At 71.9% G+C, this 14,669-nt stretch carries 14 protein-coding genes; 7 read left to right on the forward strand and 7 right to left on the reverse strand.

All coding sequences use genetic code 11. The features are described 5' to 3' along the window. Positions 1-654: 654 nt before the first annotated feature. Positions 655-1,362 (reverse strand): dienelactone hydrolase family protein, encoded by a 708-nt coding sequence (locus ABZ098_RS18125; protein ID WP_356592143.1) that lies wholly within the window; start codon positions 1,360-1,362, stop codon positions 655-657. Between the two features lie 176 nt (positions 1,363-1,538). Here ABZ098_RS18125 and ABZ098_RS18130 point away from each other — a divergent pair, with 176 nt between their 5' ends. Further along, on the forward strand, positions 1,539-1,931 hold the full coding sequence (locus ABZ098_RS18130; protein ID WP_356592145.1) for a VOC family protein: 393 nt from the start codon (positions 1,539-1,541) through the stop codon (positions 1,929-1,931). Positions 1,932-1,973: 42 nt separating this feature from the next. Continuing rightward, entirely contained in the window at positions 1,974-3,047 is a 1,074-nt protein-coding gene (locus ABZ098_RS18135; RefSeq protein WP_356592147.1) for an adenosine deaminase, read from the forward strand. Here ABZ098_RS18135 and ABZ098_RS18140 read toward each other — a convergent pair. The 3 genes from ABZ098_RS18140 to ABZ098_RS18150 all read right to left on the reverse strand — a co-directional run bounded on the left by ABZ098_RS18140 (position 3,035) and on the right by ABZ098_RS18150 (position 6,161). After that, positions 3,035-3,544: a DUF664 domain-containing protein gene (locus tag ABZ098_RS18140; protein ID WP_356592149.1), complete on the reverse strand. Its 510-nt coding sequence runs from the start codon at positions 3,542-3,544 to the stop codon at positions 3,035-3,037. The genes ABZ098_RS18135 and ABZ098_RS18140 overlap by 13 nt on opposite strands. Before the next feature lie 132 nt (positions 3,545-3,676). Then, positions 3,677-5,176 (reverse strand): carotenoid oxygenase family protein, encoded by a 1,500-nt coding sequence (locus ABZ098_RS18145; RefSeq protein WP_356592151.1) that lies wholly within the window; start codon positions 5,174-5,176, stop codon positions 3,677-3,679. A gap of 67 nt (positions 5,177-5,243) precedes the next feature. After that, positions 5,244-6,161, reverse strand: coding sequence for a LysR substrate-binding domain-containing protein (locus ABZ098_RS18150; RefSeq protein WP_356592153.1), 918 nt, complete (start codon positions 6,159-6,161; stop codon positions 5,244-5,246). Positions 6,162-6,285: 124 nt separating this feature from the next. Here ABZ098_RS18150 and mgrA point away from each other — a divergent pair, with 124 nt between their 5' ends. Next, entirely contained in the window at positions 6,286-7,281 is a 996-nt protein-coding gene (gene mgrA / locus ABZ098_RS18155; RefSeq protein ID WP_356592155.1) for an L-glyceraldehyde 3-phosphate reductase, read from the forward strand. Positions 7,282-7,381: 100 nt separating this feature from the next. Here mgrA and ABZ098_RS18160 read toward each other — a convergent pair whose 3' ends face one another. Both ABZ098_RS18160 and ABZ098_RS18165 read right to left on the reverse strand, forming a co-directional pair. Next, a complete protein-coding gene (locus ABZ098_RS18160; RefSeq protein WP_356592157.1) occupies positions 7,382-7,666 on the reverse strand; it encodes a DUF1905 domain-containing protein in 285 nt (94 codons plus the stop codon). 72 nt (positions 7,667-7,738) lie between these two features. Beyond that, positions 7,739-8,122, reverse strand: coding sequence for a nuclear transport factor 2 family protein (locus tag ABZ098_RS18165; RefSeq protein ID WP_356592159.1), 384 nt, complete (start codon positions 8,120-8,122; stop codon positions 7,739-7,741). Between the two features lie 331 nt (positions 8,123-8,453). Between ABZ098_RS18165 and ABZ098_RS18170 the strand changes: the two genes are divergently transcribed. From ABZ098_RS18170 to ABZ098_RS18185, 4 genes are all read left to right on the forward strand, one after another. Continuing rightward, positions 8,454-8,864 carry a hypothetical protein gene (locus tag ABZ098_RS18170; protein WP_356592161.1) on the forward strand — a complete coding sequence of 137 codons (411 nt, stop codon included), beginning with the start codon at positions 8,454-8,456 and terminating at the stop codon, positions 8,862-8,864. A 520-nt stretch (positions 8,865-9,384) separates the two neighbouring features. Continuing rightward, positions 9,385-11,718 (forward strand): FHA domain-containing protein, encoded by a 2,334-nt coding sequence (locus ABZ098_RS18175; protein ID WP_356592163.1) that lies wholly within the window; start codon positions 9,385-9,387, stop codon positions 11,716-11,718. A gap of 7 nt (positions 11,719-11,725) precedes the next feature. After that, on the forward strand, positions 11,726-12,271 hold the full coding sequence (locus ABZ098_RS18180) for a hypothetical protein (RefSeq protein WP_356592165.1): 546 nt from the start codon (positions 11,726-11,728) through the stop codon (positions 12,269-12,271). Then, a complete protein-coding gene (locus tag ABZ098_RS18185; RefSeq protein WP_356592167.1) occupies positions 12,261-13,238 on the forward strand; it encodes a serine/threonine-protein kinase in 978 nt (325 codons plus the stop codon). The genes ABZ098_RS18180 and ABZ098_RS18185 overlap by 11 nt, the downstream gene beginning before the upstream one ends. A gap of 59 nt (positions 13,239-13,297) precedes the next feature. Here ABZ098_RS18185 and ABZ098_RS18190 read toward each other — a convergent pair whose 3' ends face one another. Beyond that, positions 13,298-14,575, reverse strand: coding sequence for a streptophobe family protein (locus ABZ098_RS18190; RefSeq protein ID WP_356592169.1), 1,278 nt, complete (start codon positions 14,573-14,575; stop codon positions 13,298-13,300). Positions 14,576-14,669: the final 94 nt, after the last annotated feature.

Raw genomic sequence — 14,669 nt, forward strand, 5'->3', positions numbered from 1 at the left:
GCCGGTTCGCGTGCCGGTGGCCGCACGGGCGTGCCGCACATCTTCGGGGGCCCGTTCGCTCGTTGCGGGGCCCGCGTGCCTCTGGATGCCCCCAGCCATGTCCTCACGCGGGGCCGGTGGGCCCACTTGGACGTTCCGGTACGCGCGCCAGTGGCCGTGAATTGGCGTGCCGCCGATCCCCGGGGCCCGTCCAGTGGTCCGTCCGCTCGTCGCGGGGCCCGACGTGCTTCTGGCCCCCGGCCATGTCGTCGCCTCGGGGCGGCCCCAACGGCCGACGGCTCGGCCCCCGCGCCCACGTGGTTGGACGTGCTCGGTACGTACGCGGGTGACCGCGAATTGGCGTGCCGCCAAGTCCCGGGACCCCGGTGGCCCGTGTCGCCGTGGCGGGGCTCGACGCGCCTCCAGAGGCCCCCGTCACCGGGCGGCCCGCCGAATTGGCACCGCCCGTCGCACAGCGGCCGGCGGGGGTCGGCACTGCCGCCACGGCGGCTGGACGTGGCGAGCCGCGCCCACGACCCCGGGTCGGGAACTTCCCGAAGTCCGGCGCACAGGGCGACACCACCGGCCCCCTCGCCCGCCACCCAACGGCGTCAGCACAGCCCGCGTGACCGAACGCGCCGGACCACGCGCACCGCCGGCTGCGGGGCCCGGGCCCTACCCCAGCCGCTCGTGCAGGAAGGGCACCGTGCGTTCCCAGGCGAGGGTGGCGGACTCGGGGTCGTACGTCGGGCCGCCGTCGTTGAAGAAGGCGTGGTTCGCCGGGTAGCGGCGCAGGTCCGGGGTGATCCCGGACTGCTCGCGGACGGCCTCCCGCAGGGCGTCGAGGCTTTCCGCCGGGATGGTCCGGTCGAGTTCGCCGTAGTGGCCGAGGATCTCCGCCTTCAGGCCCGAGAAGTCGGGCAGCTCGCCCTGGATCACGCCGTAGAACGGCACCGCTGCGCTCACCCGGGAGTCGGCCGCCGCCAGGTACACGACGAATCCGCCGCCCATGCAGAAGCCGACCGCGCCGACGGTGTCCGAGGTGACCTCGTCCAGTGACAGCAGGTGGTCGACCGCGCCGGACAGCAGCTCCACGCCCCGCGAGACCGGCAGCTCCTGCATCATCCGCAGGGCCTCGTCGCTGTCGTGGGCGACATTGCCGCCGTACAGGTCGGGGGCGAGCGCGACGAAACCCTCCGCCGCCAGCCGGTCGGCGACGTCGGCGATGTGGTCGGTCAGGCCCCACCACTCCTGGATCACGATGACCCCCGGCCCGCTCCCGGACGGCGGCAGCGCGAGATAGCCGTGCGCGGTGGTGCCGCCGCTCGGGAACGTGACGTTCTGGTGGGCGGGTGCTCCGGTCGACTTCGGCAGTTCGGCCATGGTGCTCGACTCCTGTGCGGTCCGGTGAAGGGGGCGCCGGAGCCGTGACCCCGGCGGTGATCACCAGCCTGCCACGCGCCCCACCGCGCGCTCGCACGAGCCCCCGGGACAGGACTGGCGTCGCTCAGGTTTTACGTATAACCTCTCCCGTCAACCACCCGTCCCGAGAGGTTCCGATGAGACGCGTCGCCCTGGTCACCCTCGTCGTCGACGACTACGACGAGGCGATCCGCTTCTACACCGAGGCCCTCGGCTTCCGGCTCGTCGAGGACACCGCCCGCCCCGACGGTTCCCGTTGGGTCGTCGTACGGCCGGACGACCGCGAAGGCGGCACCGACCTGCTGCTCGCCCGCGCCAAGGACGAGGCCCAGCGGAGCCGGGTGGGCGACCAGGCCGGCGGCCGCGTCGGCTTCTTCCTGCACACCGACGACTTCGCCCGCGACCACGCCCGCATGCTCGCCGCGGGCGTGACCTTCCTGGAGGAGCCGCGCCACGAGCCCTACGGCTCGGTCGCCGTCTTCCAGGACCTGTACGGAAACCGCTGGGACCTCCTCCAGCCCACCGCCTGACCTTCCCGCCACCCCGCTGGACGTTCGAAGAAAGACCCCGCCATGACCGCTACGCGCGTAGACGCCGACCTGATCCGCCGCCTCCCGAAGGCCGTCCTGCACGACCACCTCGACGGCGGCCTGCGCCCCGCCACCGTGGTGGAGCTCGCGGCGGAGGTCGGTCACACCCTGCCCACCACCGACCCGGACGAGCTCGCCGCCTGGTACTTCGAGGCCGCCAACTCCGGCGACCTGGTGCGCTACATAGCCACCTTCGAACACACCCTCGCCGTCATGCAGACCCGCGAGGGCCTGCTGCGCACGGCCGAGGAGTACGTCCTCGACCTGGCCGCCGACGGGGTCGTGTACGGCGAGGTGCGCTACGCCCCCGAGCTGAACACCAAGGGCGGCCTGGCCATGGCCGAGGTCGTCGAGACCGTCCAGGAGGGCCTGGCCGCCGGTATGGCGAAGGCCGCCGCCGCGGGCACCCCGGTGCGGGTCGGCACCCTGCTGTGCGGGATGCGGATGTTCGACCGGGTGCGCGAGGCCGCCGACCTGGCCGTGGCCTTCCGGGACGCCGGTGTCGTCGGCTTCGACATCGCGGGCGCCGAGGACGGCTTCCCGGCCGCCGACCACCTCGCCGCCTTCGAGCACCTGCGCCGCGAGAACGTGCCCTTCACCATCCACGCCGGTGAGGCCCACGGCCTGCCCAGCATCCACCAGGCCGTACAGGTGTGCGGGGCCCAGCGGCTCGGGCACGGTGTGCGGATCACCGAGGACATCCCCGACCTCGCGGGCGGCAAGCTCGGCCGGCTCGCGGGCTGGGTCCGGGACCGCCGTATCGCCCTGGAGATGTGCCCGACGTCCAACCTCCAGACCGGCGCGGCCACCTCGATCGCCGAGCACCCGATCACGGCGTTGAAGGACCTGGGCTTCCGGGTCACCCTCAACACCGACAACCGGCTGGTGTCGGGGACGACGATGACCCGGGAGATGTCCCTGCTGGTCGAGCAGGCGGGCTGGACGGTCGAGGACCTGCGCACGGTCACGGTGAACGCGCTCAAGAGCGCCTTCATCCCGTTCGACGAGCGCAGGGCCCTCATCGAGGACGTCGTCCTGCCGGGCTACGCGCTCTGAAGCAGCCCCCGCAGATAGGCGGCCTGTCCGACGTGCTGGAGATCGTCGGACAGGACGCTGACCAGCCGAACCCCCAGGGTGACCGGCGGATCCCAGTTCTCGTCCACGACCCGTTCCAGGTCCCCGGCGCTCAGCCCGCGCAGGGCTTGGAGGCTCTGGGTGTGCACGGCGTCGTAGTAACCGGTCAGCAGGTCCGCTGAGTCGACCCGCACCTTGGCGACCTGCGCGGAGGTGTGGCCGTAGCCGATGTCCCGCGGCTTCAGGTCGAGGCCGAACCGTTTCTCCCAGTCCTGCGTCAGCCACACCTGGTCGAGGCCGAGGGCGCCGGCGACGTGGTCGTCCTGGACTCGGGTGAGATGCCAGACCAGCCAGGCCACGGAGTTGGCGTCGGGGCCGGGACGGTGGTTGAGGTCGTCCGGGCCCAGGCCCTCGACGGCGGCGTGGACTTCTTCCTGGATGCGGCCGAAACCGTCGATGAGGATGTCCTTTGCATGCATGACATCCACCATCGCGCATAGCACCGCGTCATGCGTCGGAATCCGGCTCCCGCGTCATGCGTCGGAATCCGGCTCCCGCGTCATGCGTCGGAATCCGGCTCCCGCGTCACGCGTCGGAATCCGGTTCCGGCGTCATGCGTCGGGAATCCAGCTCCCGTGGAAGCCCAGGGGCACCCGTCCCGGCAGATGGATCCGGGCCACCGGCTCGCCCGTGAAGTCCTGGGCCGCGAGAATCACCAGGTCGGAGGCGTTGCGCTCGGGGTTGTGCACGTACGCGATCGCGTACCCGTCGTCCTCGGCGGCCCTGTCGTCACAGGGATCGGACGGCACGAACACCGCCTCGCTCGCCGCCGCCCCCCGGGGCAGCCGGTGCACCTGTGAGGTGCCGCGCAGCAGGTCGTGCTTGATGAGCGCGTTGCTGAACGCCCGGTCGGGCGGCGGGTTGCCGTCGACCGCCTGATAGGCCACCGCCATCTCCGCGGACGCCGCCGAGTAGCCGTAGCGGTGCCTTCGGGACACCAGCGCCTCGTTGACCCGCGGGAACTCCTGAGGACGGTCGTCGAGGGTCCGCACCCGCACCCGCCCCTTCCGCAGGTCGACCGTCCAGCGGTCCAGGCGCGGGGTGCCCGTCGTGTACGGGCCTCCCGAGCCGTTGCCCGCCACGAGGAAGGGCGCGTCGAAGTTGGTCGTGTCGATGACCAGGTTGTGGCCCTCCTCGTACGCGTTGAGGGTGTGCGAGTAGTACACCGGGTCGACCTCGAACCAGCGGACCGCACCGCCCTTGCGCGGCAGCACACCGATCCGCGCCGGGTGCCGGTCGTTCCAGACGTACGGCACGATGTCGCCGCGCTCGGCGCCCGCCGGGTCGAAGGTGACGGGCATGTCGAGGATGATCACGTACTGCTCGGTGAGCGCGAAGTCGTGGATCATCGGCGCGTCCGCCACCGGGATCCGCGTGCTGCGCGAGACGCGGCCGCTCGGGTCCACGACCAGGTGCCGGACGTGGTCCCAGGTCGGGTAGTAGGCGATCGCGTGCAGCTCACCGGCGTGGACGTCGAACTTGGTGTGCGCGGTGAACGCGCCCTCCAGAGTGCCCCGGAAGTCGTACGTGCCGACGGTGTTCAGCTCCTCGTCGAGCTCGTACGGCAGCGGTCCGCTCTCCTGGAGCGCGAGGATTCGCCCGCGGTAGGGGATCACGTGGGTGTTGCACGGGAAGTCGTCCGGCGGCACCGGACGCGGATAGGGCTCGCCCAGCTTCTTCGCCACCTGGGAGGAGCGCACCCAGCGGTTGCGGTACCACTCGGCACGGCCCTCGCGCAGCCGGACGCCGTGCACCATGCCGTCGCCGAGCATCCAGTGGTGGGCGCGCGGGTCCTCCAGGCCCAGGACGTTGGGGCCGTTGCGCAGATAGCGGCCGTTCAGCTCGCGCGGGATGCGCCCGGTGACCGGCAGGTCGAAGGCGGTCAACTCCTCGGTGACCGGCTCGAAGGCGCCTTCCAGGAACGGGAAGCGGCGCGCCGTGCCGGTGGCCGCGGCGGCGGGCAGCGCACCCGCTCCGGTGCCGGCGAGCGCGCCGGCCGCCGTGATGGCCGCCGCGCCGCGCAGTACGTTCCGTCGTGTGGGGTCCGTCATCTTCCTTACTCCTGACCGTAGTTGTTCTCGGGAACGGTCATGAGTCTGGTCTGCGGGACGGATCAGGTCACGAGGGCTGGACCCCGTCCTGGGGTGTACTCAAGCCCCCTGTTTCCAGCAGGGACATCAGCGCCCGGGCCGCCGGGCTCGTGGCCTGCGAGGGCGGAAGCAGCGCGACCGTCTCGTACACGGTCTCGCCGGTTCCCTTGACCGGGAGCGCGGTCAGCGACTCCCGCTTGTGCCGGAAGTGGCGTGGGACGACGGCCACGCCGAGGTTCTCGTCCACCAGGTCGAGCAGGGTGTGCACGTCGTTGACCTCCAGCGCGACCGTACGGCGCACGCCCGCCGCGGCGAAGACGGCGTCGGTGGTGCGGCGCGGCCCCCAGTCCGGGTGGAAGTCGACGAAGACCTCGCCGCCCAGGTCCTCCGGGGTCACGGGCGCGCCGGCCGCCGCGAGCGGGTGACTGGGGTGGCACAGCACGGTCATCGGCTCGCCGGTCAGCGGTACGGCCCGCAGCTGATCGCTGTCCTCCCGCGTCCCCCGCACCGCGAACGCGAGGTCCAGGCGCCCGGCGGCGACCTCCTCGGCGAGCGCCCCCGAGCCCGCCTGGCGCAGACAGATCTCCACGTCCGGGTGCTGCCGCCGGAACGCGGCCAGCAGCCCCGCCACATGCACCCCGGCGATGCACTGCTCGGAGCCCAGCGCGAGCATCCCGCGCAGCACCCCCTGCACCGCGGCCACCGCCTCGTGGGCGGAACGCACCTGTGCGAGGATCCGCTCGGCCTCGCCGAGCAGGGCCCGCCCGGCCGGGGTGAGCGTCACCCGGCGGGTGGTCCGCACGAACAGCGGCGTCTGGAGCTCCCGCTCCAGCGCCCGGATGGACGCGGACAGCCCGGACTGGGACACCAGGAGGCGCTCGGCCGCCCGGGTGAAGTGCTGGTCCTCGGCGACCGCCACGAAGTGCTGGAGATGGCGCAGTTCCATGATTGAGAAGCCTAGCCGCTTAATTCCATCGGATTCTTCTGTTGGACCAATGCCCCCAGGTCGCGAAAGAGTGGACACGGATTCAAGACTTCGGTTCCACCGTGCCAACCCCTCTGGAGTCGCGTTGTACACCGCACACCCCGACCGCTACGCGGAGATGCCCTACCGGCGCACCGGACGCAGCGGCCTGAAGCTTCCCGCGATCTCGCTCGGCCTGTGGCACAACTTCGGCCCGGCGGACCGCACCGTGGAGACGCAGCGGGCCATCCTGCGCCGCGCCTTCGACCTCGGCGTCACCCACTTCGACCTCGCCAACAACTACGGGCCGCCGCCCGGCGCCGCCGAGTCCGCCTTCGGCGAGGCCCTCAAGACCGACCTCGCGGCCTACCGCGACGAGCTGATCATCTCCACCAAGGCCGGCTATCTGATGTGGCCCGGCCCGTACGGCGAGTGGGGCTCCCGCAAGTACCTGCTGTCCTCGCTGGACCAGAGCCTGACCCGGATGGGCCTGGACTACGTCGACATCTTCTACTCGCACCGCCCCGACCCGGACACCCCCCTCGAAGAGACGATGGGGGCCCTGCACTCCGCGGTCCAGCAGGGCAAGGCCCTGTACGTCGGCATCTCCAACTACTCGGCCGAGCAGACCCGCGAGGCCGCCCGCATCCTCGGCGAGCTCGGCACCCCGCTCCTCATCCACCAGCCGCGCTACTCGATGCTGGACCGCCGCCCCGAGGACGGCGGCCTGCTGGACGCCCTGGACGAGCTCCAGGTCGGCTCGATCGTCTTCTCCCCGCTGGAGCAGGGTCTGCTCACCGGCCGCTACCTCGACGGAATCCCCGAGGACTCCCGCGCGGCGAGCGACAGCCCCTTCCTGAACTCGGACGCGGTCACCGAGGACCTGGTCCAGCAGCTCCGCGCGCTCAACGACATCGCCAAGGGCCGCGGCCAGACCCTGGCCCAGCTGGCCCTGGCCTGGGTCCTGCGCGGCGGCCGCGTCACCTCGGCCCTGGTCGGCGCGAGCAGCCCGAAGCAGATCGAGGACAGCGTGGGCACGATCGCCAACCTGGACTTCGACGCGGAGGAGCTGGCGAGGATCGACGCGATCGTCAAGGGCTGACCCACGCGGCCGTCACAGCCGCGCGCAGTCGCAGGCACCGGGCACCGGCCTCAGGGCAGGTGCCCGGTCCCCGTTCTGCCCCGATCAGCCGATCATTCGGTCAGCCGATCCTCTCCTCGATGCGCACGGTCACCGTGTCGCCCGCCCCCTTGCCGATCGCCTTCCGCACCTCGGCCTTCACGGGCAGCATGTGGGTGCCGTCCCCGAGGGCCATGAAGGAACTCTGGAAGGGGTGCCCGTCGATAGTCCCGCGGACCTTGACGAGACCCCGGGTGCCGAAGAACTCCACGGAGGAGGGCCAGCGGACGCAGGTCCAGCCGCCCTTCCCGGGGTTCGTGCTGAGGACCGCGGTGAATTCCGCGTCCACTCTTCCGGTCGTGGCCATGATGTTCTCCCTCGCCGACGGCTTCCTCCACAGCAGACCACCGGCAAAGGGAGAACTCATCGCGGCCGCCCCTCACGCCCCTGCGGGCACCCGGTCCAGGAACCCGTGCACGGACCTGATCCGGCCGTCGCCGGCCAGCGTGACGACATCGGATCCGGCGACGGGCGCCGAGCCGTCGGCCTCGCTCACCAGCTCCCAGGAGAAGCGCGCGGTGTCGTGGTGTCCGTCGACGGGGCCGGTCAACCGGAAGGCGAAACCCGGGAACTGATCGTGGGCCGCCGCGATCACCGCGGTGATCTTGTCGTGGCCCACCACGTCGGCGAGGGGGTCGGTGTAGCCGCCGCCCACCGCCCAGGCGGCCGCCACGGCCTTGGCCCGCGCCTCCGGCTCACGCGCGTTCCAGGCTTCGAAGTAGCGGGCGACGGCATTCTCGTAACGGTCTGTGTTCGCGGACACGGGAAATCAGCCTCCATCGAGGTCGTCTGTGCTGGTGGGACCTGATGAGGCAACCCTGCCCGGGACGCCCGGAACCGTCGATTACTTCGGGGGTCATGGTGTTTGAACGTGTACCCGTCAGATTTCAGCCAGGAGGATGGGTGAATATGCCAGGAGACTGGCCAAAAAGACGTGGTGACAGTGTTTCAGTAGTGAACATACTCGACTGACAGGTCCTTCACATCGAGCGAAGTACCCGTCACGGACAGCAGCAGGAGCGCGTACCGCACCTGAGCCGCACGGAAAGCGAGGCCCTGCCGGCAGGCGAACGGAGCAAGCGGGGGAGTGGATCGTGCACGACGAATTCCTGTGCCATGTCACGGGGTACGGCACCTGCGACGGGCGGCGCATCGGCGTCCCCCTCGGCACGTACCGCGCGCCCACCCTGGCCCTCGCCCTGTGGTGGTTGCGCGACCGGGCCTCGTGGATCGCCGACCGATTAGACCCCCAGCCCGAGGCCGAGTACTTCCCGGCGGGCGCCCTCGCCCCCGTCGCCGACACCGTGCTCGACGTGCCCGCCGTGATGCGGGCCTGGTGTGCCGACCTGTACCAACAGGAGCTCGTCGCCGACGAGTTGGCGGCCGGACGGCTGGTCCGGATCGCCGCGAGCGACGACACCACGGAGTACGAACTGCTCGCCGAGTCCGTGGACGCCGTGAGAATGCACCGGATGACCTCGCCGCTCTTCACGCCCGTGGCCTGAGCGGCTCTCAACTCCCGTGCCGTGAGCTCCGCCGCCGCTCTCAACTCCCGTGCCGCAGCTCGTCACTCCCGCGCCCTGAGCTCCCTGTCGTTCTCCCGTGCTCTGGGCCGCGCGGCTGCTCCTCGCTTTCGTTGCCTGAGCTTCGTCGTCGTTTCTTGCTCCGGTGGTCCGAGCTGCGCCGCCATGCTTCACCCCACGCGACCCGAGCCGCACCTCCGCTTTCCACGCCCATGGCCCAAGCCGAGCCGCCGCTGTCAACTCCCGTGACCTGGGCCGCGAGGCCGCTCCTCGCTCCCGTGGGCCCGAGCCTCGCCGCCGCTCGTCACTTCTGCGCCCTGAGCTCTGCCGCCGCCCGTCCCTCCCCGCACCCTCAGCCCTGCCGGCGCTCTCCACGCCCGTGCCCGGATCCCCGCCGCCCGCTCCTCGCTTTCGCGTCCCGAGCCGGGCCCTGGTCCCGTCACTCCCCTCACTCGATCCTCCTCGCCGGGCAGCCAAAGGGGTGAATCGGTAGAATTCAGGCATGGCGGAGCGGCCGTTCGCACCAACGGCGCCCGAGCTCGTCCTGGAGACCGACAGCGGCTCCACGGTGATGAGCCCGGGCCACGACTACCACGTCGGACGCGACCCGTTGAGCGACATCGTCATCGACGACGCCCGGGTCTCCTGGCACCACGCGGTGCTGCGACCCGAGGCCGGCCACTGGACCATCGAGGACGAGAACAGCACCAACGGCACCTACGCCGACGGCCGCCGCGTCCACGAGTGGGACGTCGGCCCCGGCAGCGTCATCCACTTCGGCAGCCCCTCCGACGGCCCCTGCGCGGTCCTGCTGGGCATCCCCGCCCCAGAGCGCCCGTCGGCGGTCTCGATGCCGGGTCTCACCGGCACCTTCCGCCAGCCCACCGCGGTCCGACCGCTGCCCACCCGCACGGTCCGTATCGGCCGCGCCGACGACAACGACCTCGTCGTGGACGACCTGGTCGTCTCCCGCCACCACGCCGAACTGCGGGCCCTGCCCGACGGCACCTACGAGATCGCCGACCTCGGCAGCCACAACGGCACCTACCTCAACGGCCGGCCCGTCACGAGCGCCCCCATCGGCCCCGGCGACATCGTCGGCATAGGCCACTCGGCGTTCAGCCTCGTCGGCGACACGCTCCAGGAGTACGTCGACACCGGCGAGGTCTCCCTCGACGTCCAGGACCTCACGGTCGCCGTCGACCACGGCCGCAAGACGCTGCTCGACCATGTGTCCTTCCCGGTGGGGGAGAAGTGCCTGCTCGCGGTCGTCGGCCCGAGCGGCGCCGGCAAGTCCACGCTCCTCAACGCCCTCACCGGCCAGCGCCCCGCCGACCACGGCACCGTCCTGTACGACGGCCGCGACCTCTACCGCGACTACGCCGAACTGCGCCAGCGCATCGGCCTGGTCCCGCAGGACGACATCCTGCACGCCCAGCTGACCGTCCGCAGCGCCCTGTCCTACGCCGCCGAGCTGCGCTTCCCGCAGGACACCGCGAAGGCCGAACGCCGTGAACGGGTCGACGAGGTCATCCGCGAGCTCGGCCTGGAACAGCGCGCCCGGCAGCCCGTGCACAGCCTCTCCGGCGGACAGCGCAAGCGGGTCAGCGTGGCCCTGGAACTGCTCACCAAGCCGTCGCTGCTCTTCCTGGACGAACCGACCTCCGGCCTGGACCCCGGCATGGACCGCTCGGTGATGCACATGCTGCGCGGCCTCGCCGACGACGGCCGCACGGTCATCGTCGTCACCCACAGCGTCCTGAGCCTCGACGTCTGCGACCGCCTGCTGGTCCTCGCCCCCGGCGGCCGGATCGCCTACTACGGCCCGCCCGAGGACGCCCTCGCCTATTTCGGCTTCACCCAGTGGCCCGAGGCGTTCGAAGCCTTCGAACGCGATCAGGACCGCGACTGGGCGGGCGACTTCCGCTCCTCGGCCTTCCAGCACCAGTACGTCACCGAGGCCACCGCACAGCCCCGGACGCCCCGCTCCGAACCGGTCATCATCGCGCCCCCGCCCCGCCCCCGCAGCCGCGGCGCCCAGCTCGGCACCCTGATCCGCCGCTACACCGCCGCCCTCGGCGCCGACCGCACCTTCCTCGCCATCATGATCGCGCTCCCGTTCGTCATGGGCGCCATGGCCCGGGCCCTCGCGGGCAGCCGGCTCACCCAGGAAACCGCGATGAACGCCCTGCTCATCCTGTGCGTGGGTGGCGTGCTCACCGGCGCGGCGAACGCCGTGCGCGAGCTGGTGAAGGAGCGGGTCATCTACCAGCGGGAACGGGCCGTGGGCCTGTCCAGATCGGCGTACCTGATGTCCAAGGTCGTCGTGCTGGGCACGATCACCGTCGTGCAGGCGGTGGTCCTGACCCTGGTCGCCCTCCTGGGCGTCGACCTCAACGCGCCCGGCGGCGAGGGCGTGGTGATGCCTCCCCTTGCCGAGATCACCCTCGCGGTCGCCCTGCTGGCGTTCACGGCGATGATGCTCGGTCTGCTGGTGTCCGCGCTGGTGCGCAAGGAGGAGGTGACGATGCCGCTGCTCGTGCTGCTCGCCATCGTCCAGGTCGTCTTCTGCGGCGCCCTGCTCAAGCTCGACGGCGTCCCCGGACTGGAACAGCTCTCCTGGCTGGTGCCCTCGCGTTGGGCGCTCGGCGCGATGGCCGGCACCATCGGCCTCGCCCGGATCGTGCCCGGCGACCTCACCGGCGACCCCCTCTTCAAGCACTCGGCGGGCGTGTGGCTGTTGAACATCGGCATGCTCCTCGTCCTCTCGGTGTTCTTCGGCTTCCTCGTCTCCCGGCTGCTGCGCCGCCACGAACCCGCGGTCATGCGGAAGTAGGCCGCCGATGACGACCCCCGGCTTCCGGCCCACCCATGTCGTCCCCGGGTTCGGCATGCCCGCGTGGGAAGCCCCAGACCCCGCCCGCCCCACCGTTCCCCTGGACCCCCTGCTGCCCGTCCAGCTCGTCGAGCGGCGCGGCGACTGGGCGTACGTCCTGTGCGCCAACGGCTGGTCGGCCTGGGTCGACGGCCGCCACCTGGTAGCCGTACCCCGGGACCCGCCCGCCCCCGAGAGCCCGCTCACCCGCGCCGCCGACCCGCGCCCCCTGCTGGCCCGCGCCGACGAGACCCTCGCCCGCTACCGGGCCGCCGTCGAGGAGCTGGCCCGCGGCGGCCTCGACGGGGAGTCCTTCCGCGGCCGCACCCGCGGACTGCGGATCGGGGTGGTCGTCGACGGCGAGGACGTGTGGCTGTACGACGCCCAGCACGGGCGCTGGGTCTACGCGGACGGGACCCGGCTCAGCACGTACGCCACCGACGACGCGCCCCGCGCGGCCGCCGACAGCCCCGGGCACGCCCCCACCCAGGTGGTGACCCCCGATGGGCCGTGAGACCAGCCTCTTCTCCGGGGGCCCCTCCGAACTGGTCGGCCGGCAGGTCGCGAGCTACCGCATCGAGCAGGAGATCGGGCGGGGCGGCATGGCCGTCGTCTACCGGGCCCGTGACCTGCGCCTGGACCGCACGGTGGCGCTGAAGCTGCTGGCCCCGGAGCTCGCCCGCAACGACACCTTCCGCAAGCGCTTCAGCCACGAGTCCCGGGTGGCCGCCGCGATCGACCACCCGCACATCGTCCCCGTCTTCGAGGCGGGCGAGACGGACGGCGTGCTGTACATCGCCATGCGGTACGTCGCCGGCAGCGACCTGCGTCATCTCCTGGACCGCCAGGGGCCGTTGCCGCTCGCGACCGCGCTGCGGATCGCCGCCCAGGTCGCCTCCGCGCTCGACGCGGCCCATGAGCACGGCCTGGTCCACCGGGACGTGAAGCCCGGCAACATCCTGGTCTCCCGGGGCACCGACAGCGACCATCCCGAGCACGTCTACCTCACCGACTTCGGCCTCACGAAGAAGTCCCTGTCGCTGACCGGGTTCACGACGGTCGGCCAGTTCGTCGGCACCCTCGACTACGTGGCCCCCGAGCAGATCTCCGGCCGCCCGGTCGACGGCCGCTGCGACGTCTACGGCTTCGCCTGCGTGGTCTACGAGTCCCTCACGGGCCACCCGCCCTTCCGCCGCGACGACGACATGGCCCTGCTGTGGGCCCACCAGTACGACGCCCCGCCCGCACTGTCCGCGTCCCGCCCGGGCCTGCCCCCACAGCTCGACGCGGTGTTCGCCAAGGCCCTCGCCAAGACCCCCGACGACCGCCACGACTCCTGCCTCGACTTCGTCGCGGCCCTCCGCTCGACGGCGACCGGCGGCCACCCGCCGACGCAGGTCGCCCTGCGGACCGTGGAGCCACCGGAAACCCGGCCGAAGCCCCCGCCCCAGTGGGCTCAGCCGGTGGTGCGGGCGCGGTAGTCGGTCAGACAAGACACCGCCTCTCGCCTGGCCGTTCCCGAGTCGATCTCACGCCCGCGTCACGCCTGACGCGGTTCGATCTCCCCTTTGCGTCGCACCGGCTGTGCCAGCAGCGCGCCCAGGAAACCGGCGACCAGGCCCCACAGGGCGCCGAGGCCGACCGCGGACCACAGTTGCGGTGTGAGGAAGAGCTTGCCGCCCAGGCCGCCGCCGAGGTCGCCGATGCCGAGGACCGACAGGCCGTAGTGGGCGGAGATCCGGCCCATGAGGCAGATCATGAGGACCGTCAGGGCGAGGGCGACCGCCAGGTGCACGGCATGCTGCCAGGCGTGGACGCGGGCGGGGGAGCGGGCCGCCGTCAGGAACGCCACCGAGAGCAGCAGGACCGCTTCCACGACCACCAGCCACCAGATCCGGCCGTCGTGCTCGGCGAGTGTGCCCAGGTTCAGGGTGGCCGTGTCCGAGGAGCGCAGGACCTCGTCCAGGAGGTGCGGCATGGGCAGTCCGAAGGGGCCGTCCACCCGGCCGTTCCAGGTGGCGCCGAGGCCGACGGTCAGGGTGAGCCAGACCAGGTTCGGCATGCCCAGCAGGATCACGGCGAGTGTCTCCGGCGCGTGGCCGCGGGTCACGGCGACGACCAGGGCGACGAGGGTGCCGAGGACGACGTGGGCGAGGAGGAGCACGACCATGGCGTGTGCCGGGGGCCGCACCGACTCCTGGAGGCGCAGCAGCCGCCCCGGCAGGGGAGCCCGGGGTGAGACCAGCAGGGCCAGCACCAGGACCCCGGCCATCCACAGCAGACCGAACAGGAGGGTCCGGGGCACGTCCGTGGTGAAGCCGACCTCGGGGGAGACACCGAAGACATCGCCCAGGTCGTTCAGCGTGTCGTCCCCGAGGGAGACCTTGAACGTCTGACGGGCCGCGTAGGCCACGGCCAGGAGCGCGAGCAGCCACAGGACGGCGATCCGGGCGGCCCATCCGGCGAGTTCCCGGCCACCGGCGACGGCCCGGTGGCGCAGCGGCCTCAGGAAGCCCGCGCCGAGCACCAGCGCACCGGTCAGGGTGACGGAGAGAGGGATCACGGTGAGCCCCGCCCTGCTGCCGGCGAGGCCGCCCGCGCCTCCCGCCAGCTCGACCGTGCCGCCGACGGCCGTGACGACGCTCGCCGCGACCACCCGGGGGAACGCGTTGTCCGGGAGGCCGGCCGCTCCCGCCGCCCACAGCCCCAGCGCGGCCACCACCCCCATGGCGATCAGTGTGACCAGGACCGTGATCAGGGCCTGAACCCAGCCGTGGCGCGCGACGACCGCCTGGTCGTAGGGGGGTTGCGGATGCACCCTGCCACGCTAAGCAGCGTGGAGGCGGCTCGCCTGCCGGGAGGTCCGTCCGCGTCCGCTTGCGGGCAGTACCGGATCAGAGCAAACAATGGGT

Source organism: Streptomyces sp. NPDC006335, from assembly GCF_040612795.1.
Taxonomy (GTDB): domain Bacteria; phylum Actinomycetota; class Actinomycetes; order Streptomycetales; family Streptomycetaceae; genus Streptomyces.